19 protein-coding genes and 3 tRNA genes are annotated in these 25,567 nt (G+C 72.5%); 9 read left to right on the top strand and 13 right to left on the bottom strand.

Annotation, left to right across the window (positions count from 1 at the left end; translation table 11 throughout):
- Nucleotide 1 precedes the first annotated feature (1 nt).
- The 11 genes from AB0883_RS12870 to AB0883_RS12820 form a co-directional block, all read right to left on the bottom strand.
- On the bottom strand, nt 2–688 hold the full coding sequence (locus AB0883_RS12870) for a cation transporter (protein ID WP_366641338.1): 687 nt from the start codon (nt 686–688) through the stop codon (nt 2–4).
- Nucleotides 685–1,029: a metalloregulator ArsR/SmtB family transcription factor gene (locus AB0883_RS12865; protein WP_366641337.1), complete on the bottom strand. Its 345-nt coding sequence runs from the start codon at nt 1,027–1,029 to the stop codon at nt 685–687. The genes AB0883_RS12870 and AB0883_RS12865 overlap by 4 nt, the downstream gene beginning before the upstream one ends.
- Nucleotides 1,030–1,149: 120 nt before the next feature.
- Nucleotides 1,150–1,728 (bottom strand): DUF4303 domain-containing protein, encoded by a 579-nt coding sequence (locus tag AB0883_RS12860; protein ID WP_366641336.1) that lies wholly within the window; start codon nt 1,726–1,728, stop codon nt 1,150–1,152.
- A 99-nt stretch (nt 1,729–1,827) separates the two neighbouring features.
- Nucleotides 1,828–1,901, bottom strand: a tRNA-Phe gene (locus AB0883_RS12855).
- 98 nt (nt 1,902–1,999) lie between these two features.
- Nucleotides 2,000–2,076 (bottom strand) — tRNA-Asp (locus AB0883_RS12850).
- Nucleotides 2,077–2,108: 32 nt separating this feature from the next.
- Nucleotides 2,109–2,181: transfer RNA gene (locus AB0883_RS12845), tRNA-Glu, on the bottom strand.
- A 153-nt stretch (nt 2,182–2,334) separates the two neighbouring features.
- Nucleotides 2,335–3,129: a polysaccharide deacetylase family protein gene (locus tag AB0883_RS12840; RefSeq protein ID WP_366641335.1), complete on the bottom strand. Its 795-nt coding sequence runs from the start codon at nt 3,127–3,129 to the stop codon at nt 2,335–2,337.
- Between the two features lie 75 nt (nt 3,130–3,204).
- Nucleotides 3,205–4,155 (bottom strand): MerR family transcriptional regulator, encoded by a 951-nt coding sequence (locus AB0883_RS12835; protein WP_121397209.1) that lies wholly within the window; start codon nt 4,153–4,155, stop codon nt 3,205–3,207.
- A complete protein-coding gene (gene idi / locus AB0883_RS12830; RefSeq protein ID WP_366641334.1) occupies nt 4,145–4,765 on the bottom strand; it encodes an isopentenyl-diphosphate Delta-isomerase in 621 nt (206 codons plus the stop codon). Before idi ends, AB0883_RS12835 begins: the two co-directional genes overlap by 11 nt.
- A 34-nt stretch (nt 4,766–4,799) precedes the next feature.
- Nucleotides 4,800–6,308: a phytoene desaturase family protein gene (gene crtI, locus AB0883_RS12825; RefSeq protein WP_366641724.1), complete on the bottom strand. Its 1,509-nt coding sequence runs from the start codon at nt 6,306–6,308 to the stop codon at nt 4,800–4,802.
- Complete coding sequence (locus AB0883_RS12820) at nt 6,308–7,462, bottom strand: polyprenyl synthetase family protein (protein ID WP_366641333.1); 1,155 nt, start codon at nt 7,460–7,462, stop codon at nt 6,308–6,310. The genes crtI and AB0883_RS12820 overlap by 1 nt, the downstream gene beginning before the upstream one ends.
- A gap of 65 nt (nt 7,463–7,527) precedes the next feature.
- On the opposite strand from AB0883_RS12820, the gene AB0883_RS12815 reads away from it, so the two are divergent.
- Nucleotides 7,528–8,466, top strand: a complete 939-nt coding sequence (locus tag AB0883_RS12815; protein ID WP_366641332.1) for a phytoene/squalene synthase family protein — start codon at nt 7,528–7,530, stop codon at nt 8,464–8,466.
- 73 nt (nt 8,467–8,539) lie between these two features.
- Here AB0883_RS12815 and AB0883_RS12810 read toward each other — a convergent pair whose 3' ends face one another.
- On the bottom strand, nt 8,540–9,604 hold the full coding sequence (locus AB0883_RS12810; RefSeq protein WP_366641331.1) for a serine hydrolase domain-containing protein: 1,065 nt from the start codon (nt 9,602–9,604) through the stop codon (nt 8,540–8,542).
- Nucleotides 9,605–9,696: 92 nt separating this feature from the next.
- Here AB0883_RS12810 and AB0883_RS12805 point away from each other — a divergent pair, with 92 nt between their 5' ends.
- The 8 genes from AB0883_RS12805 (at nt 9,697) to AB0883_RS12770 (ending at nt 24,601) form a co-directional block, all read left to right on the top strand.
- A complete protein-coding gene (locus tag AB0883_RS12805) occupies nt 9,697–11,154 on the top strand; it encodes an NAD(P)/FAD-dependent oxidoreductase (RefSeq protein ID WP_366641330.1) in 1,458 nt (485 codons plus the stop codon).
- Between the two features lie 112 nt (nt 11,155–11,266).
- On the top strand, nt 11,267–12,268 hold the full coding sequence (locus tag AB0883_RS12800; RefSeq protein ID WP_366641329.1) for a LacI family DNA-binding transcriptional regulator: 1,002 nt from the start codon (nt 11,267–11,269) through the stop codon (nt 12,266–12,268).
- Between the two features lie 365 nt (nt 12,269–12,633).
- Nucleotides 12,634–14,013 (top strand): extracellular solute-binding protein, encoded by a 1,380-nt coding sequence (locus AB0883_RS12795; RefSeq protein ID WP_366641328.1) that lies wholly within the window; start codon nt 12,634–12,636, stop codon nt 14,011–14,013.
- A 79-nt stretch (nt 14,014–14,092) separates the two neighbouring features.
- The gene (locus AB0883_RS12790; RefSeq protein ID WP_366641327.1) at nt 14,093–15,049 is read left to right on the top strand and encodes a sugar ABC transporter permease; all 957 of its coding nucleotides are present in this window, start codon (nt 14,093–14,095) and stop codon (nt 15,047–15,049) included.
- A gap of 12 nt (nt 15,050–15,061) precedes the next feature.
- Complete coding sequence (locus AB0883_RS12785; protein WP_121397199.1) at nt 15,062–15,949, top strand: carbohydrate ABC transporter permease; 888 nt, start codon at nt 15,062–15,064, stop codon at nt 15,947–15,949.
- 99 nt (nt 15,950–16,048) lie between these two features.
- Nucleotides 16,049–17,707, top strand: coding sequence for a glycoside hydrolase family 13 protein (locus AB0883_RS12780; RefSeq protein ID WP_366641326.1), 1,659 nt, complete (start codon nt 16,049–16,051; stop codon nt 17,705–17,707).
- A 140-nt stretch (nt 17,708–17,847) separates the two neighbouring features.
- Entirely contained in the window at nt 17,848–20,727 is a 2,880-nt protein-coding gene (locus tag AB0883_RS12775) for a discoidin domain-containing protein (protein ID WP_366641325.1), read from the top strand.
- A gap of 181 nt (nt 20,728–20,908) precedes the next feature.
- Nucleotides 20,909–24,601, top strand: coding sequence for a discoidin domain-containing protein (locus AB0883_RS12770; protein WP_366641324.1), 3,693 nt, complete (start codon nt 20,909–20,911; stop codon nt 24,599–24,601).
- A gap of 175 nt (nt 24,602–24,776) precedes the next feature.
- Here the strand turns inward: AB0883_RS12770 and AB0883_RS12765 are convergent, their stop codons facing one another.
- Entirely contained in the window at nt 24,777–25,541 is a 765-nt protein-coding gene (locus AB0883_RS12765) for a crotonase/enoyl-CoA hydratase family protein (RefSeq protein WP_366641323.1), read from the bottom strand.
- Nucleotides 25,542–25,567 lie beyond the last annotated feature (26 nt).

Below are 25,567 nucleotides of genomic sequence, written 5' to 3'. Positions count from 1 at the left end.
GTCACGCCTTGCCGTCCGTGCAGCAGGCGTCGGCGCAGTCGGGGCCCTCGCCGACGGCGGCCAGGGGCGCGCAGTCGTCGCAGTGCTCACCGCGCCAGGCTTCGATGCCTTCCTTCACCGCGACCCCGGCGATCACGAGCGCGGCGAGCGGATCCGCCCACGACCAGCCCCAGACGGCGTTGAGGACCAGGCCGACGAGCAGCACCGCGGACAGGTACGCGCACAACATGGTCTGCGTCGAATCGGCCATGACCGTCGCGGAGCCGAGTTCCCGCCCGGTGCGCCGCTTGGCCCGTACGAGCAGCGGCATCACGATCAGCGACGCGACGGCGAGACCGATGCCCACCGGGCTGGCGTCGGCGTCCCCGCCGGTCGACAGCGAGCGGACGGCGTCGAACGTCACCCAGGCGGCCAGGGCGAAGAACGACACGCCGATCAGCCGCAACGCCAGCCGCTCCCGGTCCTCGGGCGCCCGGGAGCGGAACTGCCAGATCAGCACGGCGGCGCTGGACACCTCGACGAACGAGTCCAGGCCGAAGCCGATCAGCGCCGTGGACGAGGCCGCCGCCCCGGCGGCGATCGCGACCAGGCCCTCCAACAGGTTGTAGCCGGCGGTGGCGTAGGCCAGCCACAGGCTGCGTCGCGACAGCACCATCCGACGTTCGGGGGTCGGCAGCGACAGGCTCACGAGGTCGCCCCCGCCGTGCCGTAGACCGGGCACAGGGCGACCGCCTCGCCCGTGGCGGCCAGGACCTGTTCCGCCGACCGCAGCAGGTCCAGCAGCTCCGGCCGCGTCAGCGCGTAGAACGACTGGCGGCCCTCCACCCGGTAGTCGACGAGGCCGCAGTCACGAAGACACGCCAGGTGCTTCGACACCGTCGACTGCGCCAGGCCCAACTCGTTTGTCAGGTCCACCACCCGTGCCTCTCCGGTCGCCATCCGGCGCAGGATGGCCAGCCGGGTGGGATCACCGAGGGACCGGAACAGCGCCACGGCGGGAGCCAGACCGGGAGTACAACCAATCGCCATGGCGCGATGATAGCCGGACCGGGCGATCGATTCCGAGGGGCGGGTCGCGGGCGGTTCTCAGGGCGCCGGCACTGTCGCCGGTCGGCGTCGTCCGGGCGCGCCGCTACCTGTCGACGGCCGTCAGCCCTCGTCCGTCTCGTCGAAGAAGTCGCGGGCGGAAGCGACGAGGTCGGGGTTCGGGTGACCGTCGTTGAGGAGGTCGATGCTGCGTACCGTCAGGTGCGCATTGCCGTCCGTGTCGGTGACGAACAGGACGGGGTGCCAGGTGGAGTTCACGCCGGCGATGCTCGCCCGGACGCGGTGGTCGCCCAGGGCGGCTTCGAGCGTCGCGCGGGCCCGGACGCACCATTCGTCGTGCGCCTCGTCGTCGTCGCCGAGAGAGAGGTGGGTGTCGAACATGTCCCGGCTGATCTGCACCATCGACTCGACACCGTGCTCGGGAGTTGTCTGGTCATCCGCGACGGCCCACTCGTCGGGCCACCAGCGGTAGCCGTCGGCATACGCATCGTCGGCCTTGACGAGCGCATCGAGGGCTTCCTCTGTGTGCGCCAGCAGGTTCACCGTGATCACGTCGCTGTCCGTGGTGAGCGCCACCGCGTACAGCTCCTCCGACGCGCGTCGCTCGAGCATCGGGCGGATCGTCGCGCAGATGCTCGCCACGATCCGCTCGTGCAGTGCGGGCATGTCGACGGTGGGCACGGCGCTCTTCCCCGAATCCTCGCGGACTCATCCCGCACGCAGAAGCGCCGACCGGCGTTTCCGCTGGTCGGCGCTTCAGTAGCCCGGCGAAAGGCTATGTGGCCAGGGGCGGGGTCGAACCGCCGACCTTCCGATTTTCAGTCGGACGCTCGTACCAACTGAGCTACCTGGCCGTGTTGCTCGGTTCATGCTACCCGTATGGCGGGTTCTCCGCCGGGAGGGTCACATGCCCCGATACGCAGAACGCCGCGCAGGGCGCGGCGTTCTCCGCTGGCGGTCCTGACGGGACTTGAACCCGCGACCTCCGCCTTGACAGGGCGGCGAGCACTCCAACTGCTCCACAGGACCTAGCTTTGTTGCCTCCGGCCGAAGCCGGACCGTGCCCCCAACGGGATTCGAACCCGTGCTACCGCCTTGAAAGGGCGGCGTCCTGGGCCGCTAGACGATGAGGGCGGCCCCGCCATCATTGCACACTCGCAACTTCAAGCGGACTTGCTCCCATCCGGCCCCGCCGGAGGCTTGGATAGCTTACGTGATGGTCGGTCCCTCGACCAAACCGGTATGGCCCTAGCCACAACGGCGGACAAAACCGCAGGTCAGAGGGGTCTATCGGAGCCGGGCGACGCCGAAGCGGCGCTTCAGGTCGGTGATCAGGCGGGGGCAGGCGGCCAACGTGGCCGCCCGATTGCCGCCCCCGTCGTGCAGCAGCACGACCGAGCCGGGCCGGGTCGCGGCGCGTACCCGCTTGACGATCGTCGCGGCGGTCGGCTTGCCCCAGTCCTGCGGGTCGACGTTCCAGTGCAGCGACCGCATGCCGAGCTGCCCGGCGACCGTCACCACCTCCCGCGTCCACCGGCCCCCCGGCTGCCGGTAGAACGGCACCTTGACGCCCGGCACCGCCGCCCGGATCGCCGCGTTGGTGCGGACGAGGTCCCGCCGGATCTCGTCGACCGGCCGCCGGCCGAGGTCCAGGTCGTGGTTCCAGCTGTGGTTGCAGAGCTGGTGACCCTCCCGCACGATCCGTCGGACCAGCTCGGGGTGACGTCGGGCCTGCGTACCCACCACGCAGAAGGTGGCGGTGACCCGGGCCGCCCGGAGGCGGTCGAGGACCTTCGGCGTCCAGGCCGGGCTGGGCCCGTCGTCGAAGGTCAACGCCACGGTCCGTACGCCGGTCGTGCGGCGCAGCCCCGCCGGCAGCTTCGCCGGCAGCGGGCGGACCAGGGGCCGGGGCGGGGCGGTGCGGGTCGGTCGCGGGGTGACCGACGGAGCCGGCTCGGCCGGCAGCGGGGCCGAGGCGACGGGACCGGGACCGGCGGCCCGCCGGTCGGTCGCGGTCCCGTCGCCGCAGCCGCCGAGGAGGAGCAGGGCCAGAACGGTGGCCAGCACGGCGCGTGCGCGCATCGTTCGCTCCCGGAGGGGTCAGGGTCGGCGGACCTCCCGACGCTAGTGGACGCGTTCCGCCCCCGGCACCCCCGGTCAGTCCGTCGTCGCCTGGTCCAGGGAGTCGCGTAGGGCGAGCGCCAGCGAGACCGCCTCGGTGAGGTCGACCGGCCGCACCACCCCGGCGGGCAGCGAGTCCGCCAGCCAGCCCGGCCCGGCGGCGAGCACCAGCAGCGGCCGGCGGGGCGCGGCGAGCAGGGCGTTGAGCTGGGCGGGATCGGCGGTGGCCCGGCTGTGCGACCAGATCACCACGGCGGCCGGCCCGGTCCGGTTGACGGCCTCGAGCAGCGCGGGCAGCGGCATCCGGGCGCCGAGCATCCGGTAGCCGACCCCGGCCTCGGCGAGCGCGGCGGCGAGTGCCTCCAACGGTAGGGTGTGCTGCTCCTCGTCGGCGCAGGTGAGCACGATGCGCGGTGGGCCGGCGGGCGCGCCGGCCCGGGCGGCCACCGCGAACGCCTCCGAGACGCAGCGCGACATCAGGTGCTCGACCTCGACCAGGCCACCGGTGGCGGCGTGCCGCTCCCCGATGCCGAAGAGCACGGGGCGCAGCAGCCCGTCCCAGGTGGCGATCACGCCGTCCGCCTGGACGGCCCGGGCGATCGTCTCGCCGATCGCGACCGCGTCCAGCCGCATGGCGGCGCGGGCCAGCCCCCGGGCCGCCGGTCCGGCCCGGCCGACGGGGATCGTCGACCCGCCGCCGTCCCGGCCGGCGACGGCGCGCACCCGTGGGCGTACGGCGGCGTCGGCGGGCACGGCGTCCGGCGCCCGGCGGGCCCAGCGGGCCGCCTCCGCCGGGGTGACCCCCTGGGCGGTGAGCCGTCGCATGATCTCCAGGCGCGCGAGGTCGGCCGGCGTGTAGCGCCGGTGGTGCCCGGGTACGTGCTCGCTGGGCCCGAGGCCGTAGCGCTGGTGCCAGGTGCGCAGGGTGGTCACGGCGACGCCCAGCCGTCGGGCGACGGCTCCCGCGCTCAGCGCCTCATCGGCCACCCGACCGCTCCGACGCGTCGTCCGCCGGCGGGCCGGGCGGGATGGCGGCCGGACCCGGCGGGCCGACGGCCGGCCCCGAGGGGGTCAGCAGCCGGTTCACCACCCCGCCCAGCCACGGTGCGTACGCGCGGGGGTCGGCGTCGAGGTCGGCCCTCAGCATGACGGGGTCCACCCAGCGCAGCTCGGCCACCTCGTCGGGATCCGGCAGCAGCGGGCTGCCCGGCCGGAACTCGCCCCGCAGGACGTGGTCGTACTCGAACTCGACCCGACCGGTGGCCGGGTCCTCGGCGTAGTAGACGTACACCCCGACCTCGGTCAGCTCGACCGGGCCGGCGCCGAGCTCCTCGCGCAGCCGGCGGTTGGCGGCCTCGACGAGGGACTCGCCCGGCGTCGGGTGGCCGCAGCACGAGTTGGCCCAGCGCAGCGGGAAGCGGGTCTTCACCGCCGCCCGCCGTTGCAGCAGCACCCGGCCGTCGGGGTCGACGAGCAGCACCGAGAAGGCGCGGTGCAGCTGCCCCGGGGGCTGGTGGGCGGCGGCCACGGTGGTCTCGCCCTGCGGCCGCCCGGCGTCGTCGACGAGCTCGACGAGATGCTTCTCGCGGGTGGTCACGGCAGGTGTCTCCAGGGTCCGAGGGGAAGGGCCATCAGGCTTGCCCGGTGATGCGGCCGGCGGCGAGCTTGCCGGAGATGAGCACCATGGGCACGCCGACGCCCGGCTGGGTGCCCGAGCCGACGAAGACGACGTTCGACAGCGTCCGGTGCAGGTTCGACGGGCGGAACGGGCCGGTCTGGAAGAGGCTGTGGGCGGCGGCGAACGGGGTGCCGGCGGCCATGCCCTGCTCCGCCCACTCGGCCGGGGTCACGGCCCGCAGCACCTCGACGCCGGCGCCGAAGCCGACGTAGCCGCGCTCCTCCAGGGTCCCGACGAGCTGGTCGGCGTAGCGCTGGGTGAGGTCGCCCCGCCAGTCGAACGGCGCCCGGTCGAGGTTGGGCACCGGGGCGAGCACGTAGTAGGTGTGCCGCCCGGCCGGCGCCACCGACGGGTCGGTCCGGCTCGGATTGGTGACCAGCAGGGACGGGTCGCTCATCAGCTCGCCCCGCCGGATGACCTCATCGAAGGTGCCCTTCCACGACCGTCCGAAGTGGATGTTGTGGTGGGCGATCTTCCCATACCCCTGCGTCGACCCGACGTGCAGGACCACGCAGGAAGGGGAGTAGGTGAGCCTGCGCGGGCGGCTCGGCGGCAGCAGGTCGCGGTAGGCGACCGGCAGGTCGGGATTGAGCACGACCACGTCGGCGGGGATCAGCTCGCCGTCGGCGGTCACCACGCCGGTGGCCCGGCCGTGGGCGGTCTCCACCCGGGTCACCGTCGTGTCGTAGCGGATCTGGACGCCGTGCTTCTCGGCGGCGCCGGCCATGCCGCGGGAGACCGCGTGGATGCCGCCGCGCGGGAAGTAGACCCCGGCCACCGAGTCGAGGTACGCGATGACCGCGTAGATGGCCAGCGCGTCGTGCGGCGCGAGGCCGGCGTACATGGCCTGGAAGGAGAAGATCCGCTGGGTGCGCGGGTCCCGGAAGAACTGGTTGATCTTCGTCTGGAGCCGCCGGAAGGCGCCGCCGGCCAGCAGCTTGACCAGGTTGCCGGTGAGCAGGTCGGTGGGCGCGTCCAGGTTGCGCTCGATGAAGTCGGCGCGTTCCCACTGCCAGAGCTTGCGCGCGTAGTCGACGAAGCGCAGGTAGCCGTCGGCCTCGCGTGGGCCGCAGACCCGGGCGATCTCGGCGGCCATCCGGGTGGTGTCCGTGATGACGTCGAGCGTCGACCCGTCCGGGTAGTACGCCCGGTAGGCCGGGTCGAGCGGGGTGAGGTCGAGCCAGTCGTCCAGCTCCTCGCCGACCGCCCCGAGCGCCTCGGCGATCAGGTCGGGCATGGTGAGCACGGTGGGCCCGGTGTCGAACTCGTAGCCGTCAACGCCGAGCCGGCCGGCCCGGCCGCCCGGTACCGGCTCGCGCTCCAGCACGGTCACCTGCCGACCGCTGCCCGCCAGGTGCAGCGCGCAGGCCAGCCCACCGAGCCCGGCGCCGACGACGACCACCCGGTCCGTACGCCCGTCGACGGTGCGCACGCGACCACCTCCTTGTGCGAAGTTGCCCATCATGCCCGCCGGTTGGTGACGGCGGTGGCGAGGCCCGTGAGCGCGGTGCGCGCGGTCTCGTCGATCGACGCGGTGCCGAGCGCGGTCAGCGCCTCGGTGACCCGGTCGGAGATCATGCGTTCGACCCGGTCGACCGCCCCGGTGTCGGCGACCAGTTCGGCGAGGCGGGCGACCTCCGCGTCCCCCACGCCGGCGCCGAGGCCGTCCAGTAGGCGCCGCTGGGTCGGCGTGGCGAGCTGCCGGGCCAGCATGAGCAGCACCGTCGGCTTGCCGGTGCGCAGGTCGTCGCCGGCCGGTTTGCCGGTGGTCGCCGGGTCGCCGTAGACGCCGAGCAGGTCGTCGCAGAGCTGGAACGCCTCGCCGACGGCGAGCCCGTAGCGGGTGTACGCGGCGGTCAGCGGGGCGTCGCCGCCGACGCCGGCCAGGCAGGCGCCGAAGAGCAGCGGCCGCTGCACCGTGTAGCTCGCGGTCTTGTAGCGGGCGACCCGCAGCGCCCGGTCCACCGACCAGTTCGCCGCGTCGCTCTCGCCGAGGACGTCGAGGTACTGCCCGGCGATCGTCTCCACGCGCATCTGGTCGTAGCAGCGCCGGACGTCGAGCAGGTGGGCCGGCGGCAGCGTCGCGCGGGCGAGGAGCCGGTCGGCCCAGACCATGCAGAGGTCGCCGATCAGCACCGCGACCGCCTCGCCGAACCGACGCGGGTCGCCCCGGTGGCCGGCGGCGGCGTGCCGGTTGGCCAGCGCCACGTGCGCGGTCGGCCGCCCACGGCGGGTGGCGGAGGCGTCCATCACGTCGTCCTGGACGAGGGCGAAGGTGTGCAGCAGCTCCAGCGCGGCGAACGCGGGCAGCACCGCCGGCAGCGGACCCGTGCCGCCCGGCGCGCCGCGCCACCCCCAGTAGGCGAACGTGGGGCGGACGCGCTTGCCGCCGGCCAGCACGCAGTCGCGCGCCGTCGCGGCGAATCCGCCCATCGCCGCGTCGATCTCGGTCAGCGCGTCGACCTCGGTGGACAGGAAGGTGGCGAGGGTGCCCTCCACCGCCGTGACCAGGTCCTTCGTGTACGCGGCCAGGACCGCCCGGACCGGGTCGTCCCCGTCGGTCGGGCCGGCGGGGGCCACGCGGAGCGAGTTACCCGCAACTGCGTCGTTGGCCATGTGACCGAGCGTACCCTAGGCTTACGAGTTGCGTCGATTCGCGCGTCGATTATCGAGGAGAGCCGGTGGACACCGATCTCACCGCGGCCTATGGCCGCTGCCGTGAGCTGCACAGACGGCACGGCCGCACCTACTATCTCGCCACCCGCCTGCTGCCCGCTTGGAAACGGCGGCATGTGCACGCCTTGTATGGATTCACGCGCTACGCGGACGAGATCGTCGACCGCACCGAGGAACTCCCCCCGGCCGAGCGCGCCGCCCGGCTCGACGACTGGGCCGGCCGCTTCGTCGCCGGACTGCACGGCGAACCGGTGGACGACCCGCTGCTCCCCGCCGTGCTGCACACGATCGCCGTCTTCGATCTCGACCGGAACGACTTCGCGTCGTTTCTCAAGAGCATGGCGATGGACCTGACGGTCACCTCGTACCGCACCTACGACCACCTGCTCGACTACATGGAGGGTTCGGCGGCGGTGATCGGCACCATGATGCTGCCGATCCTGGGCAGCTCCGACCCGGCGGCGGCCCGGGAGCCGGCCCGCCAGCTCGGCTTCGCCTTCCAGCTCACCAACTTCATCCGGGACGTGGCCGAGGACCTCGACCGGGGGCGGACCTACCTGCCCGACGACGACCTGGCCCTGTTCGGCGTCACCCGCGAGGACCTGGCCGAGGCGCGTGCCCGGGGCCGCGCCACGTCGCGGATCCGGGAGCTGATCGCGTACGAGGTGACCCGCGCCCAGGCGCACTACGCCGCGGCGGCCCCCGGGATCACCCTGCTGGCGCCCGCCTCGCAGGCCTGCATGCGCACCGCGTACGCGCTGTACGGCGGGATCCTGGACGAGGTGGCCGCGCGGGACTACGACGTCTTCGTCGACCGGGCGCTGGTGCCGCAGCGCCGCCGGCTGGCGGTGGCCGCCCGCGCCCTGCTCACCCCCGTCGGCACGCCGGTGGTGATCCCCGGCCCCGCCCGGGTTCCCGGCCTGCTGACGCTGTCCGCCCCGTGACGGACTCCCGCCGCTGACCGTCCGCCCGCCGCGGGACGGGCTTTCGCCGCTGGCCGTTCGGGCCGCCGTGCGGTCAGAGGCAGGAGTGCAGGGCGTCCGCCAGGGCCTCGACCCGGTCGTGGTCGGCCAGGTGGGACGTGGCGTAGGCGAAGGTGTAGCCGCGCCCGGGATCGGCCCAGGCGGAACTGCCGCCGATCCCGCCCATGCCCCAGCTGCCGTCCTCCTCCCACTGCATGCCCAGCGTCCAGCGGGTCCGCCGGCCGAGCAGCAGGTCGTCGCCGTCGTACTGGACCCGGGTCGCCTCGGCCACCAGTTCCCGGCTGAACAGCCGTACGCCGTCGAGGACGCCGCCGGCGAGCAGTCCCGCGTACAGGCGGGCCAGGGCGCCCGCGGTCGAGTGCAGGTTGACGGCCGGCACCTCGGCGCCGCGCCAGAGCGGGCTGTTCACCACCGCCGGGTCCCGGCCGCCGGGCGGGTTGTCCAGCGCCCGCGCCCAGAGCGAACCCGGCTCGCCCGCCACCCGGTCCGGCCACCCCGGATCGCCGTAGCGCAGGTCGGCGCAGCGCCGCTGGTCCGCCGCGCCGAGGCCGAAGCCGAGGTCCAGCCGCCACGGCCCGGCGATCTCCTCGGCCAGGAAGCGGCCCACCGACCGCCCGTCGACCCGCCGCACCAGCTCGCCCACCAGGTGCCCGTACGTCCAGGCGTGCTCGCCCGCGACGGACCCCGGCGGCCACTCCGGCTCGGCGGCGGCGAGGTCGGCGCAGAGCAGGTCCCAGTCGGCGACGGCGGCGGCCGGCCGGGGCACCGGAAAGGCCGGCAGCCCGGCGGTGTGCGTCAACACCTGGCGGACGGTGGCCGGGGCGCGGAAGCCCGGCCAGTGGTCGGCGACGGGGTCGTCCAGGTCGAGCCGGCCCTGGTCGACCAGCGCCAGCAGGCAGAGCGCGGCGACCGGCTTGGCGACGGAGTAGACGTTCACCAGCGTGTCCGGCAGCCACGGCCGTCCGGGTGACCGCTCGCCGCCGACGACGTCGACCACCGGCTCGCCGTCGTACCAGATCGCCAGGCCGGCCCCGGTCTCCCGGCCCTCGGCGAGCAGTTGGGTGAAGCAGTCGTGGACTGCGGAGAAGCGGGTGCGCATCCGGTCACGGTAGGAGGCGGAGACCTTCGCGGGCAGCGGATTCCCGGGTCGACCGGCTGGCCGGCCGTCGGGTGGTGCGCGATGCTGGCGGGATGGCGGATCCGGAACTGGTGGACGTGGTCGTGATCGGGCTCGGGGTCGGCGGCGAGGAGGTGGCCGGGCGGCTCGCCGAGGCGGGGCTGACGGTCGTCGGCGTCGAGCGTGACCTGGTCGGCGGGGAGTGCCCGTACTGGGGGTGCGTGCCGAGCAAGATGATGATCCGCGCGGCCAACGCGATCGCCGAGGCCCGCCGCGTGGACGGGCTGGCGGGCACCGCCGAGGTCCGGCCCGACTGGGCGCCGGTGGCGAAGCGGATCCGCGAGGAGGCCACCGACACCTGGGACGACACGGTCGCGGTGCGGCGGTTCACCGGCAAGGGCGGGCGGTTCGTCCGGGGCAGCGCCCGGCTCGACGGCCCCGGCAGGGTCCGGGTCGGCGAGCGGGTCTTCCAGGCCCGGCACGGGATCGTGCTGGGCACCGGCACCAGACCGTCCGTGCCGCCGGTCGACGGGCTGGCCGACACGCCGTACTGGACCAACCGGCAGGCGATCGAGGTCGAGGAGCTGCCGGAGTCGCTGCTGGTGCTGGGCGGCGGGGCGATCGGGCTGGAGCTGGCGCAGGTCTTCGCCCGGTTCGGGGTCCGGGTCACCGTGGTCGAGGCCCTGGACCGGGTGCTCGCCGTCGAGGAGTCCGAGGCGTCCGAGGTGGCCGCCGCCGCGCTGCGCGCCGACGGGGTGGAGATCCACACCGGGGTACGGGCGCAGCGGGTGGCCCACGACGGGCGCGGCTTCACCCTGTACGCCGCCGGTGGGGCGGAGTTCACCGCCGAGCGGCTGCTGGTGGTGACCGGTCGCCGGGCCCACCTGGACGAGCTGGGCCTGGACACCGTCGGGGTGGACGCCGGCCGGCGCTACCTGACCGTGGACGACCGGCTGCACGTCACCGAGGGGATCTGGGCGGTCGGCGACGTCACCGGCGAGGGGGCGTTCACGCACGTCGCGATGTACCAGGCGGGGATCGTCGTCGCCGACGTGCTCGCCCACGCCCGGCGCGCCGACGCCGGGCCCGACCCCAGCGGCACCGCGCACGCGACGGGTGGCGCGTCGGGCACCACCGGCGTGGGCGGTGCCGCCGGTGCGGTGCCGCGCGCCGACTACCGGGCGCTGCCCCGGGTGACCTTCACCGACCCCGAGGTCGGCGCGGTCGGCCTCACCGAGGCGCAGGCCCGCGAGCGGGGCGTCAACGTGCAGGTCGGCCTCGCCCGGTTGCCGTCGTCGGCCCGGGGCTGGATCCACAAGGCCGGCAACGAGGGCTTCGTCAAGCTGGTCGCGGACGCCGACCAGGGCGTGCTGATCGGCGCGACCTCGGTGGGACCGGCCGGTGGCGAGGTGCTCTCCGGGCTGGCGGTGGCGGTGCACGCGGCCGTGCCGATCGCCCGCCTCCGGCAGATGATCTACGCGTACCCGACCTTCCACCGGGCGATCGAGGACGCGTTGCGCGACATGTCCTGACGCCCGGGCCGCACGTCGGATGCCGGATGGCGGGCAGCGCGCGGCAACGCAACGCAATCGCCCGGCAGATGGCTGCCCGTTTCTTTCACCCAGGTGACGTACGATTGCGGCCGTGACGAAACGGTTGACCGAAGTTGCCAAGAAGGCGGGCGTCAGCGAGGCCACCGTCAGCCGGGTGCTCAACGGTCGGGACGGGGTCTCCGAGGCGACCCGGACGGCCGTGCTGACCGCGCTGGACGTGCTCGGCTACGAGCGGCCGACAAAGCTGCGCGGCGAGCGTGCCCGGTTGGTCGGGCTGGTGCTGCCCGAGTTGCAGAACCCGATCTTCCCGGCGCTCGCCGAGGTGGTCACCGGGTCCCTCGCCCAGCGCGGCTTCACCCCGGCGCTCTGCGCCCGCACCATCGGCGGCGTCTCCGAGATGGACTACGTGGAGATGCTCCTCGACCACCAGGTCTCCGGGGTGATCTTCGCCGGTGGTTCGTACGCGCTCGCCGACGCCCGGCACGACCACTACCGCCGGCTGACCGACCGGGGCCTGCCGGTGGTGCTGGTCAACGCGGGTGTGGACGAGTTGGGCTTCCCCCGGGTCTCCACGGACGACGCGGTGGCGGTGGAGCAGGCGTACGGGCACCTGCGCTCGCTCGGGCACGACCGGATCGGGATGGTGCTCGGCCCGGAGGGGCACGTGCCGTCCCGGCGCAAGCTGGACGCGATGGCCCAGGCGGCGGGCTGGGGTGACGACACGACGTACGTGGAGCGCTCCAGCTTCTCCATGGAAGGGGCGCGGGTCGCCGCGACCAAGTTGGTCGAGCGCGGCGTGACCGGCATCATCTGCGCCAGCGACGTGCTGGCCCTGGGCGCCATCCGGGCCGCCCGGCGGCTGGGTCGTGTGGTGCCGACCGACGTGTCGGTGGTGGGCTTCGACGACTCCGCGTTCATGACCTGCACCGACCCGCCGTTGACCACCGTGCGGCAGCCGATCGAGACGATGGGGCAGGCCGCGGTGGACCTGCTGGTCACCCAGATCGAGGGTGCCGGCGTGCTGCACGACGAGCTGCTGTTCGAGCCCGAACTGGTCGTACGCGGCTCCACCGCGCCCGCCCCCGGTCGCTGACCCGGGACCGCCCCGCCACCTGAACGACGGAACGGCCGTCGACCGCTGCCCGCGGTCGGCGGCCGTTCCGTCGTTTGCCGGCGCCCGCTGGCAGGCGCCAATCGGGTCAAAGCCGCAATTCGGTGGCCTTCCAAGATCCTGTCAAAATCTGTCGTCTCAAAGTCTCGTCTTTTCAACACAGGATCGATACCTTGCTGACACAAGTTCGCTTGGCTACAGTGACCCCACTCACACCTGGCCCCGGCGCAGCTGCCCGGGGCCGGGTCGCTCAGCAGATGCAGATCAGTGACGGCGCATCGGCGCGGTGACGACCACCGGGCACCAGCGCAGGTCATGGAGACACCCGTTCCCGAAGGGATGGACAGATGTCCGTACCGCAGTACCGGAAGACTGCGGCGTTGGCGCTCGTGGCCGGCCTGGGGCTCAGCCTTGCGGCCTGTTCGACGAAGAGCGACGACGCGACAGGCAGCGCAGGCGGCAAGGTCACCGTCACCGTCGACTGCCAGCCGGTCGGCTCCCAGAAAGAGCTGTTGAAGAACTGGAACGACGACGTCGCCGAGTTCCAGCGGCAGAACCCCGACATCGTCATCAAGAGCGTGAGCGTCGGCGAGCAGTGCAACAACCCGCCGGACTTCACCGCCCGCCTGGCCGGCGGCACCGTGACCGACCTGTTCTACGGGTACATGACCGACCTCCAGCAGGTGCTGGACTCGGGCCAGGCGATGGACATCACCGAGTACGCCAACAAGGACACGGTCCCCACCTGGGACAGCGTCGACCCGGCGCTCAAGGAGGTCTTCAGCGACGGCGGCAAGCTCTACGCCGTCCCGGCGAAGAACTACTCGATGGGCCTGGTCTACAACAAGGTCCTGTTCCAGCAGGCGGGGCTCGACGTCAACAACCCGCCCAAGACGTGGCCCGAGGTCCGGGCGGCGGCCAAGAAGATCTCCGCGCTCGGCAACGGGATCGCCGGCTACTCGGAGTACAGCGCCGGCAACACCGGCGGCTGGCACTTCACCTCCCTGCTCTACTCGCAGGGCGGCCAGGTGCTGACCGAGGACGGCAAGAAGGCCGACTTCAACAACGCGATGGGCAAGCAGGTCCTGCAGAACCTCAAGGACATGCGGTACGGCGACAACAGCATGGGCAGCCGCCAGCTGCTCCAGTGGGGCGACCTGCTGACCAACGCCGCCGCGGGCAAGGTGGGCATGTTCATCGGCGCGCCGGACGCCACCCAGGCGATCGTCAGCCAGTTCCAGGGCAAGTTCCAGGACTGGGCGATGGCACCGCTGCCCGGCCAGGACGGCCCGGCGAAGGCGACGCTCGGTGGCGGCGAGGGCTACTTCTTCAAGAAGGGCCTCTCTCCGGAGCAGGTCAAGGCCGGTCTGAAGTGGATCGCCTACCAGAAGCTGACGCCGGGCAAGGGCCAGTTCGACTACGTCCGGGCCAAGCCGCAGAACTACCCGGTCGGCCTGCCCCAGCCGCTGCTCTTCGCGGGCGGCAGCGAGGCGCAGAAGCAGGAGCTCGAGCTGCGCAAGGCGAACGCGAACGTCGACACCGCGAACTTCGCGCTCTTCGAGGCCAACCCGGTGCCGATCAAGGGCGAACCGCGTAACGCGCAGGCGATCTACGCGGTGCTCGACGCGGCGATGTCCGGGGTGCTGACCAACCCGAACGCGAACATCGACGCGCTGCTCAAGACGGCCGAAGGCAAGGTCAACCAGCTCCTCGCCGCGGAGAGCTGATCCGACGGTGGGGGCCGGCGCGCCGGCCCCCACCGAAGTCCGCACCGCACGTCCGGTCACTGACTCACCAGGAGTTGCCTTGGCGATCATCTCCGCCCCGGGGGCCACCAGGGACGCGGGTCGTCCCGCGCCGCCGTCCCCGGTACGGCCGCAGCGTACGAGCCTCGGCCGCAAGGTGCGGGACAACCTCACCGGCCACGCGTTCCTGATCGGGGCGGTGCTCTGCTTCGCGGTCTTCTCCTGGTACCCGATGATCCGCGGCATCGTGATGAGCTTCCAGCGCACCCGGCGCGGCGAGACCACCTGGGTGGGCTGGGACAACTACACCCGCATCATCGACGACCCGAGCTTCTGGACGGCCTGGAAGAACACGTTCTCCTTCACCGTCCTCGCGCTCGTCCTCGGCTACGTGGTGCCGTTCTTCGTGGCGATCCTGCTCAACGAGTTCCGCCACGCCAAGGGGTACCTGCGGATCCTGGTCTACCTGCCGGTGATGCTGCCGCCGGCCTCGGCGCTCTTCCTGTTCAAATTCTACGCGTACGACCCCAGCGACGCGGGGCTCTTCAATGCGATCCTCAAGGCGCTGCACCTGCCGACGTCGCAGTGGATGCAGTCCCCCGAGATGACGATGCCCGCGATGGTGCTCGCGTCGACCTGGATGAACATGGGCAGCGCGGTGCTGATCTACCTGGCGGCGTTGCAGAACATCCCCGGCGAACTCTACGAGGCGGCCGAGCTGGACGGCGCCGGCATCTGGCGCCGGATCCGGCACGTGACCATCCCGCAGACCCGGCTGATCCTCGCGCTCCTGGCGATGCTCCAGATCGTCGCCACCATGCAGCTCTTCATCGAGCCGCTGATCCTCGCCAACGGCGCGGGCGCGGAGGACTCGGCGACCTCGGTCGCGTACCTCATCTACCAGCACGGCTTCTTCCAGAACGACCTCAACGGCGCCGCCGCGCTCGGCGTGATCATGCTCGTGGTGCTGGCCGGCTTCTCCGCCGTCTACGTGCGGCTGACTGCGAAACAGGACTAGGACGGACGCGGAATGGCACAGGACTCCGGGACCCGGACACTCGTCTCTGCCGCCCAGCTCAGGCGGGGGCGCGGCAGGGTGATCTACTGGACGCTGCTCGCCGTCGTCGTGGCGGGATTCACGCTCGTCTTCCTCGGGCCGCTCTACTGGATGGTCACCGGCGCGCTCAAGTCGGGCCAGGAGATCGCGCAGACCCCGCCGTCGTTGTTCCCGCGGGATCCCCAGTGGCAGAACTACGTCGACGCGTGGAACAACCTGGATCTCGCCAAGCTGCTGTTCAACACGTTCTACTACGCGACCGGCGCGGTGCTGTTCCAGCTCGTCCTCGACACCGCCGCGGCGTACTCCCTGTCGAAGCTCCGCCCGGTCTTCGGCAACGTGATCCTCGGCCTGATGCTGGCGACGCTGATGATCCCGGCGATGGTCCTCATCGTCCCGCAGTACGTGACCGTGATCGACCTGCCGATCCTGCACGTCAACCTGCTCGACTCGCCGTTCGCGATCTGGCTGCCCCTGGTCGCGAACGCGTTCAACATCTTCCTCCTGAAGCGGTTCTTCGACTCGATCCCGGAGGAGCTGATGGCGGCGGCCCTCATGGACGGGGCAACCCCGCTGCGCACGCTCTGGTCGATCATCCTGCCGATGTCGCGCCCCATCCTCGGCGTGGTCTCGATCTTCGCCGTGACCGCGGTCTGGAAGGACTTCCTCTGGCCGAAGCTGGTCATGCCGTCACCCGAGACCCGGACGGTCAGCGTCGGCATCTACGCCTTCTCGGGCGGTACGCCCATGAACGTGGTGGTCGCCGCCTCGGTCATCGCCGCGATCCCGACCGTCATCGTCTTCCTGATCTTCCAGCGGAACATCATGTCCGGCCTCACCACGGGCAGCCTCAAGGGATAGCCCTCGGCGCAACCTTCCGCGGCGGACAACGACTGTTCGCCCGGGACACATCAAGGTCCGGCGAACCCGCCGACGCACTGACGCAGAAAGCAGGTGCTCGTGTCCAGAGCAGACAACGGTCCGTGGTGGCGTGGAGCGGTGATCTACCAGGTGTACCCGCGTAGCTTCGCCGACGGCGACGGCGACGGCATCGGCGACATCGCCGGCATCCGGTCGCGGCTGGACTACCTGTCCGCGCTCGGCGTCGACGCGATCTGGTTCAGCCCCTGGTACCCGTCCCCGATGGCCGACGCCGGCTACGACGTGGCGGACTACCGCGACATCGACCCGGTCTTCGGCACGCTGGCCGAGGCGGAGGCGCTGATCGCGGAGGCGCACGCCCTCGGCATCAGGACCATCGTCGACGTGGTGCCGAACCACTGCTCCGACGCGCACCCCTGGTTCCAGGCGGCGCTCGCCGGCGGACCGGACGCGCCCGAGCGGGACCTGTTCTGGTTCCGCCCCGGCCGGGGCCCGAACGGCGACCAGCGGCCCACCGACTGGGTCGGCGAGTTCGGCGGCGAGACCTGGACCCGGACCACCAACCCGGACGGCACCCCCGGCGACTGGTACCTGCACCTGTTCGCCCCGGAGCAGCCGGACTTCAACTGGGACCACCCCAGGGTGCGGGCCGAGTTCGAGGACATCCTGCGGTTCTGGTTCGACCGTGGGGTGGACGGCATCCGGATCGACTCGGCCGGGCTGCTGGTCAAGGACGGCACGCTGCCCGAGACCCTGCCGGACCGGCCGCACCCGTTCCGCGACCTCGACGGGGTGCACGAGATCTACCGCGACTGGCGGCGGATCGCCGACGAGTACCCCGGCGACCGGGCCCTGATCGGCGAGGTGTGGATGCCGGACCGGCAGCGGTTCGCCAACTACCTGCGCCCGGACGAGCTGCACGCGGCGTTCAACTTCGACTTCCTCGGCTGCGCCTGGGACGCCTCGGCGCTGCGCGAGAGCATCGACGGGACGCTGAGCGCGCACGCGCTGGTCGGCGCCCCGGCCACCTGGGTGCTCTCCAACCACGACGTCACCCGGCACGTCACCCGCTACGGCCGGGCGGACACCACGTTCAGCTTCGCCGCCAAGCGCGAGGGCACCCCCACCGACCTGGAGCTGGGCACGCGCCGGGCCCGGGCCGCCGCGCTGCTGTCGCTGTCGCTGCCCGGCGCCGCGTACGTCTACCAGGGCGAGGAGCTGGGCCTCTGGGAGGTCGAGGACATCCCGCGTGAGCTGCGGCAGGACCCCATGCACTTCCGTTCCGGCGGGGTCGATCCCGGCCGGGACGGCTGCCGCGTCCCGATCCCCTGGTCCGGCGAGACGCCGCCGTTCGGCTTCAGCCCCGACGACGCGACGGCGGCACCCTGGCTGCCCCAGCCGGCCGACTGGAAGGACCGCACGGCCAGCGCCCAGACCGGCGACGTCCACTCGATGCTGGAGCTGTACCGGGCCGCCCTCGCCGTCCGGCGGGCCGAGTCGGCACTCGGCGACGGGGAGCTGAGCTGGCTGCCCGCCCCCGAGGGGGTGCTCGCGTTCCGTCGGGAACCCGGGTTCGTCTGTCTGGTCAACCTGTCGGACACGGCGGTGCCGCTGCCGCCCCACGCCGACCGGCTGCTGGTCAGCGGGCCGCTCGACGACGACCGGTTGCCGCCGGACACCGCCGTCTGGCTGCGTACCGCCGAGGCGGCGCCAACCCCGACGCCCGAAACGGCCTGACCCGACGGTGCCGGCGGCCCGTCCCGGCCGCCGGCACCGCCACCCGCAGGCCCCGCGCCGGCCGAGGCCGACAGGGAGGTACGCGCACCGCACCGCACGACACGGGGGACCTGGCCACCTCAGGAAAGGGAGCGCCGCTCATGGCCGACCACACCACCGGGCACCACCAGCGAAGACACCGCATCCGCGCGGGGCTCGCCGCCCTCACCGGAACCGCCCTCGCGGCGGCCTCGATCTCCGTCGTCGCGCTGACCACCACCGCGACCCCGGCCCGCGCGGCGGGACTCTCGCCGTTCGACATCCCGGGGCGGGGCGCCACCGTCCCGTTCGTCGAGCAGGAGGCGGAGGAGGTCGCGCACACCGGCACGAGGATCGGCCCGGACCGGCGCTACGGCACGCTGCCGTCCGAGGCGTCCGGCCGGGAGGCCGTCACCCTCGACGCCGTCGGCGAGTACGTCGAGTTCACGCTCACCGCGCCCGCCAACGCGGTGACCTTCCGCTACAGCCTGCCGGACAACGCCGCGGGCACCGGCCGGGACGCCAGCATCGACCTGCGGGCCAACGGCACGCTGGTCAAGGCGGTGCCGGTCACCTCGCGGTACGGCTGGTACTACGGCGGCTACCCGTTCAACAACAACCCGGGCGACACCAACCCGCACCACTTCTACGACGAGACCCGGACCATGTTCGGGACCACGTACCCGGCCGGCACGAAGATCCGGCTCCAGGTCTCCTCGACCGCCCAGTCGCCGACGTTCACCATCGACCTGGCCGACTTCGAGCTGGTCGGCGCCCCGATCGCGAAGCCGACCGGCGTGCTCGACGTGGTCACCGACTTCGGCGCCGACCCGACCGGCGCGACCGACTCGACCGCCAGGTTCCAGGCGGCGGTGGACGCCGGCCGGGCCCAGGGGCGGGCCGTCTGGATCCCGACCGGCACGTTCACCCTCTTCGACCACGTCGTCGTGGACGGGGTGACCCTGCGCGGGGCGGGCCCGTGGTACTCGGTGCTCGGCGGGCGGCACCCGACCGACCGCAAGCGGGCCGCCGGCATCTACGGCAAGTACGTCCCCGGCGGCGGCTACAGCGGCGAGATCCGGCCGCACGAGGCCGGCGGTCCCAGCCGCAACGTCACGCTGCGCGACTTCGCCATCATCGGCGACATCCGGGAGCGGGTGGACGAGGACCAGGTCAACGCCATCGGCGGGGCGATGTCGAACTCGGTGGTCGACAACGTCTGGATGCAGCACACCAAGGTCGGGGCCTGGATGGACGGCCCGATGGACAACTTCACCATCCGCAACAGCCGGATCCTCGACCAGACCGCCGACGGGGTGAACTTCCACTGGGGCGTCACCAACTCCACGGTGACCAACACGTTCGTGCGCAACACGGGTGACGACGCCCTCGCCATGTGGGCGCAGAGCGTGCCGAACGTGAACAACTCCTTCACCCGCAACACGATCGGCGTGACGATCCTCGCCAACCACCTGGTGACCTACGGCGGGCGGGACATCAAGATCACCGACAACGTCACCGCCGACTCGGTCACCAACGGCGGCGGCATCCACGTGGCCAACCGCTACCCCGGGGTGACCGGCCCGACCGCCGTCTCCGGGACGATCACCGTCTCCCGCAACACCCTGATCCGCAACGGCAACTCGGACTACAACTGGCGCTTCGGCGTCGGCGCGATCTGGTTCTCCGCGCTCAACGAGCCCATCCAGGGCGCAGCGATCAACGTGACCGACACCGACATCCTGGACAGCTCGTACGCGGCGCTGCACTGGATCGAGGGGCAGTCCAGCGGGATCAGCTTCAACAACGTGCGGATCGACGGCGCGGGCACGTACGCCCTCCAGGTGCAGGCGCCCAGCCAGGTCTCCTTCACCAACGTGCGGGCCACCGGGATCGCCCAGGCCAACCCGATGCACAACTGCGTCGGCAGCGGCTTCCAGATCACCCAGGGCACCGGCAACTCCGGCTGGTACACGTCGACGCCGTACTGCGGGCCGTGGCCCGAGCCGCAGTGGGGCGGCGGGCCCACCAGCCCGCCCCCGACGACGACGCCGCCGACCACCGCGCCCCCGACCACCCCGCCGCCCACCACGCCCCCGCCGACCACCCCGCCCCCGACCGGCGGGAACCTGGCGCAGGGCCGGCCGGCGACCGCGACCAGCACCAACCAGAACTACGGCGCGGCGAACGCGGTGGACGGCAACGCGGCCAGCTACTGGGAGAGCGCCAACAACGCTTTCCCGCAGTCACTGACCGTCGATCTGGGCGCGGCGCGCACCGTCGACCGGGTGGTGCTGAAGCTGCCCGCCGGCTGGGAGCGCCGGACCCAGACGTTGTCGGTGCTCGGCTCGACCGACGGCTCCTCGTGGGCCACCCTCGCCGGGTCGGCCGGACGCACGTTCGACCCGGCCGGCGGCAACGCGGTGTCGATCAGCGTGCCGGCCGGCGAGCGCCGGTTCGTCCGGCTGACCGTCACCGGCAACACGGGCTGGCCGGCGGCGCAGCTCTCCGAGTTCGAGGTGTACGGCGGCGGTCCCACCACCCCGCCCCCGACGACCCCGCCGCCGACCACGCCGCCGCCGACCGGGAACCTGGCGCTCGGCCGACCGGCCGCGGAGACCAGCCACGCCGACGTGTACGTGGCGGCCAACACGGTCGACGGCAACCCGAACACCTACTGGGAGAGCGCCAACAACGCCTTCCCGCAGTCGGTGACGGTGGACCTGGGCGCCGACCGGACGGTGTCCCGGGTCGTGCTGAAGCTCCCGCCGTCCTCGGCGTGGCAGACCCGCACCCAGACGCTGTCGGTGCTCGGCTCCACCACCGGCACGTCGTTCGGCACCCTGAAGGCGTCCGCCGGCTACACCTTCAACCCGGCCAGCGGCAACACGGTCACCGTGACCTTCGCGGCGACCAGCCAGCGGTACCTGCGGCTGACGTTCACCGGCAACAGCAGCTGGCCCGCCGGCCAGCTCAGCGAGTTCGAGGTCTACTCCAGCTAGCCCGGTGGCCCCCGCCCGTCCCCGGCGGGGGCCACCGGCGGTTCGGGCGGCCCGGCGCAGCGCCGCCCCGACCCCCGTCCCGCACCGTCCCCCACCTGTCGCGGCACGACGGGCGTACCCCTGCGCCCGTCACCGGGCAACGCACCCGCACCCCCACCCCCGAAAGAGGTGTAGCGACCCCATGTCCAGACTCGGCACCAGACCCGGGACCGCGCCGACCGGCGCGCGCCGTCCCGTCCCCCGGTCCACCCGCCCGGCCAACCGGCGGCTGCTCGCCGGCGTGCTCGCCGGGCTGCTCCTCACCGCCGTCCCGGCCGTGACCCCGGCGGCCGCCGCGCCACCGGCGGACCCGGCCGCGACCGCCGCCCGCGCCGCCCTGCTCGCCGGGCTCTCCGCCACCATGAGCGCCAGCAGCCACAACCAGAACTACGTGGCGGGCAACGCCAACGACGGCAACGCCGACACCTACTGGGAGAGCGCCAACAACGCGTTCCCGCAGTGGATCCAGGCCGACCTCGGTGCCACCGTCAGCGTCGACCGGGTGGTGCTCAAGCTGCCGCCGTCGTCGGCCTGGCAGACCCGCACCCAGACGCTGTCGGTGCTGGGCTCCACCACCGGCTCGTCGTTCAGCACCCTGAAGGCGTCCGGCGGCTACACCTTCAACCCGGCCACCGGCAACACCGTCACCGTCAGCTTCGCCGCGACCAGCACCCGGTACGTGCGGGTCCAGGTCACGGGCAACACCGGCTGGCCGGCAGCCCAACTCTCCGAGGTCGAGGTCTACGGCGCCGCCGGCAACCCCGACACCCAGGCCCCCAGCGTCCCCGGCAACCTGGCGTACACCCAGCCCGCCAGCGGGCAGATCCGGCTCGCCTGGTCCGCGTCCACGGACAACGTCGGGGTGACCGGGTACGACGTCTACGCCAACGGCGCGCTGCGCGGCAGCGTCAACGGCTCCACGCTGACGTACACCGACAGCCAGCCGGACAGCGCCACGGTCTCGTACCACGTCCGGGCCAGGGACGCGGCCGGCAACCAGTCGGCGAACAGCAACACCGTGACCCGGACCGGCACCGGCAACCCGCCCGTCGGCACCAACCTGGCGGTCGGCAAGCCGATCACCGCCTCCGGGCACGTGCACACGTTCGTGGCGAGCAACGCCAACGACGACAACGTGGCCACCTACTGGGAGGGCAACGGCAACCCGAGCACGCTGACCGTGCAGCTCGGCGCCAACGCCAACCTCAGCCAGATCGTGCTGAAGCTGAACCCGGACTCCGCCTGGGGGGCGCGTACCCAGAACATCACCGTGCTCGGCCGGGACCAGGGCTCCTCGACCTTCACCACCCGGGTCGGTGCCGCGAACTACAGCTTCAACCCGACCAGCGGCAACACCGTGACCATCCCGGTCTCCGGCGCGGCTGCCGACGTGCGGCTCTCGATCGCCTCGAACACCGGCGCACCGGCCGGGCAGGTCGCCGAGTTCCAGGTCATCGGCACCCCGGCGCCCAATCCGGACCTGACCGTGACCGGCATGTCGTTCAGCCCGTCCGCGCCCGTGGAGACGAGCACCGTCACGCTCTCGGCCACCGTCCGCAACGCCGGCTCGGCGGCCTCCGGCGCCACCAACGTCAACTTCTACCTGGGGACCAACCGGGTGGGCACCGCGCCGGTCGGTGGGCTGGCGGCCGGCGCCTCGGCCACGGTCACCGCCAACATCGGCACCCGGGACGCGGGCAGCTACCCGCTGAGCGCGAAGGTCGACGAGTCGAACGCCGTCGTCGAGCAGGACGACACCAACAACAGCCACACCAACCCGAGCCCGCTGGTGGTCAGCCCGGTCGCCAGCTCCGACCTGGTCGCCGCCGCGGTCGCCTGGTCGCCCGGCACCCCGGCGGCCGGCAACACGGTCAGCTTCTCGGTGTCGATCCGCAACGCCGGCAGCATCGCCTCGGCGTCCGGCGCGCACGGCATCACGCTCACGGTGCTCAACGAGGCGGGCACGGTCGTCCGTACCCTGACCGGCTCGTACTCCGGCGTGATCAACGCCGGGGCCACGGTCGGCCCGGTCAACCTGGGCACCTGGACCGCCGCGAACGGCAAGTACACCGTCCGGGTGGTGCTCGCGGCCGACGGCAACGAGCTGCCGGTCAAGCAGGCCAACAACACCAGCGACCGCGCGCTCTTCGTGGGGCGCGGCGCCAACATGCCGTACGACATGTACGAGGCCGAGGACGGCGTGGTCGGTGGCGGCGCCAGCGTCGTCGGGCCGAACCGGACCGTCGGCGACCTCGCCGGTGAGGCGTCCGGCCGGCGGGCGGTGACCCTCAACTCGACCGGCAGCTACGTCGAGTGGACCACCCGGGCCAGCACCAACACCCTGGTCACCCGCTTCTCCATCCCGGACGCCCCGGGCGGCGGCGGCATCAACTCGACGCTGAACGTCTACGTCAACGGCAGCTTCCACAAGGCCATCGACCTGACGTCCCGGTACGCCTGGCTCTACGGCAACGAGGCCAGCCCGGGCAACTCGCCGAGCGCGGGCGGACCGCGGCACATCTACGACGAGGCCAACGTCATGCTCAACTCCACCGTGCCGGCCGGCAGCCGGATCCGGCTCCAGAAGGACCCGGCCAACACCACCACGTACGCCATCGACTTCATCAACACCGAGCAGGTGGCGCCGATCGCGAACCCGGACCCGGCGCGCTACACCACGCCGACCGGCTTCACGCACTCCGACGTGCAGAACGCCCTGGACCGGGTGCGGATGGACACCACCGGCAACCTCGTCGGGGTGTACCTGCCGGCGGGCAACTACTCCACCGCGTCGAAGTTCCAGGTGTACGGCAAGGCGGTCAAGGTGACCGGCGCCGGGCCCTGGTACACCCGGTTCAACGCGCCGTCCGGCCAGGACAACACCGACATCGGCTTCCGGGCCGAGAACTCGGCGGCCGGATCGTCCTTCGCGAACTTCGCCTACTTCGGCAACTACACGTCGCGGATCGACGGGCCGGGCAAGGTGTTCGACTTCTCCAACGTGTCGAACATCGTGATCGACAACATCTGGAACGAGCACATGGTGTGCCTCTACTGGGGCGCGAACACCGACCACATGACGATCAAGAACTCCCGGATCCGGAACATGTTCGCCGACGGCATCAACATGACCAACGGGAGCACCAACAACCTGGTCAGCAACAACGACGCCCGGGCCACCGGTGACGACAGCTTCGCGCTGTTCTCGGCGATCGACGCGGGTGGCGCGGACATGAAGGACAACATCTACGAGAACCTGACCTCGACCCTGACCTGGCGGGCCGCCGGCGTGGCCGTCTACGGCGGCTACGGCAACACGTTCCGCAACATCTACATCGCGGACACGCTGGTCTACTCCGGCATCACCATCAGCTCGCTCGACTTCGGCTACCCGATGAACGGCTTCGGCGCCAGCCCGCCCACGCGGTTCGAGAACATCTCGATCGTGCGGGCCGGCGGGCACTTCTGGGGCGCGCAGACCTTCCCGGCGATCTGGGTCTTCTCCGCCTCGAAGGTGTTCCAGGGCATCCGGGTCAGCGACGTCGACATCGTCGACCCGACGTACAGCGGCATCATGTTCCAGACCAACTACGTCGGTGGGCAGCCGCAGTTCCCGATCACCGACACGGTCTTCACCAACGTCTCCATCAGCGGCGCCCGCAAGAGCGGTGACGCCTACGACGCGAAGTCCGGCTTCGGCATCTGGGCCAACCAGATGCCGGAGGCGGGGCAGGGCCCGGCCGTCGGGTCGGTCACCTTCAACAACCTTCGCCTGAGCAACAACGCGGTGGACATCCAGAACACCACCTCGACGTTCACCATCAACCGCAACTGACCCACCCCGGTCGCCCGTGGTGGCGGCCGGGATTCCGGGCGGTGCGGTCACCGGACGTGCGGTGGCCGCACCGCCCGGCCCGTCGGGCCGCCCGCCCGGAGGGTCGGCCGGGGCGCGCTGGTCGGGCCGCCGCCGGTGAGTGGCCGGGCGCGGTGCCGGCCGGGCCCTGGTCCGGTCAGTGGGCCGGGGCGCCGTGCCGGCCGGCGCCGGCGGCGAACCGGGCCGCGCCGGCCGCCGCGTCGGCGGCCAGCGACTCCATCCCGTACGCCAGCTCCACCTCCAGCGCCGCCGGTTCCGGCAGGCCGGCGCCGGCGAGCAGCGCCGCCCGGTCGTTGCGCAGGCAGGTCTGCGGGTGCCGGGCGATCTCGGCGGCCAGCCGCTCGGCCGCCGCCCGGGACTCGCCCGGCGCGACCAGCCGGTTCACCAGCCCCATGGCGTACGCCTCCTCGGCCGGCACCGGCCGGCCGGTCAGGATCAGGTCCATCGCCCGGCTCTCGCCGATCAGCCGGGGCAGCCGGACCGTGCCCCCGTCGATCAGCGGCACCCCCCAGCGCCGGCAGAACACCCCGAGCACCGCGTCGGACTCGGCCACCCGCAGGTCGCACCAGAGCGCCAACTCCAACCCGCCGGCCACCGCGTGACCGGAGATCGCGGCGATCACCGGCTTGCCGAGCGTCATCCGGGTCGGACCCATCGGGCCGTCCCCCTGCGCCTCGACGCGGTTGCCGCTCGGGGTGCCGATGGCCTTCAGGTCGGCCCCGGCGCAGAACGTGCCGCCGGCCCCCCAGAGCACGGCCACGGAGGCGTCGGGGTCGGCCTCGAAGGCGCGGAACGCGTCGGCCAGCGCCCGGGCGGTCGGCCCGTCGACCGCGTTGCGGGCCGCCGGGCGGTCCAGGATCACCGTGGTCACCGCCGCGGCGCGTTCGACGCGTACCCCCATCCCGACAGCATGCCCCCGGCGGTGCC

The sequence above is a fragment of the Micromonospora sp. NPDC047812 genome, assembly GCF_040704175.1.
GTDB lineage: Bacteria > Actinomycetota > Actinomycetes > Mycobacteriales > Micromonosporaceae > Micromonospora.
Note: the sequence above shows the minus strand (reverse complement) of the source record. Positions and strands in the feature narration are given on the sequence as shown.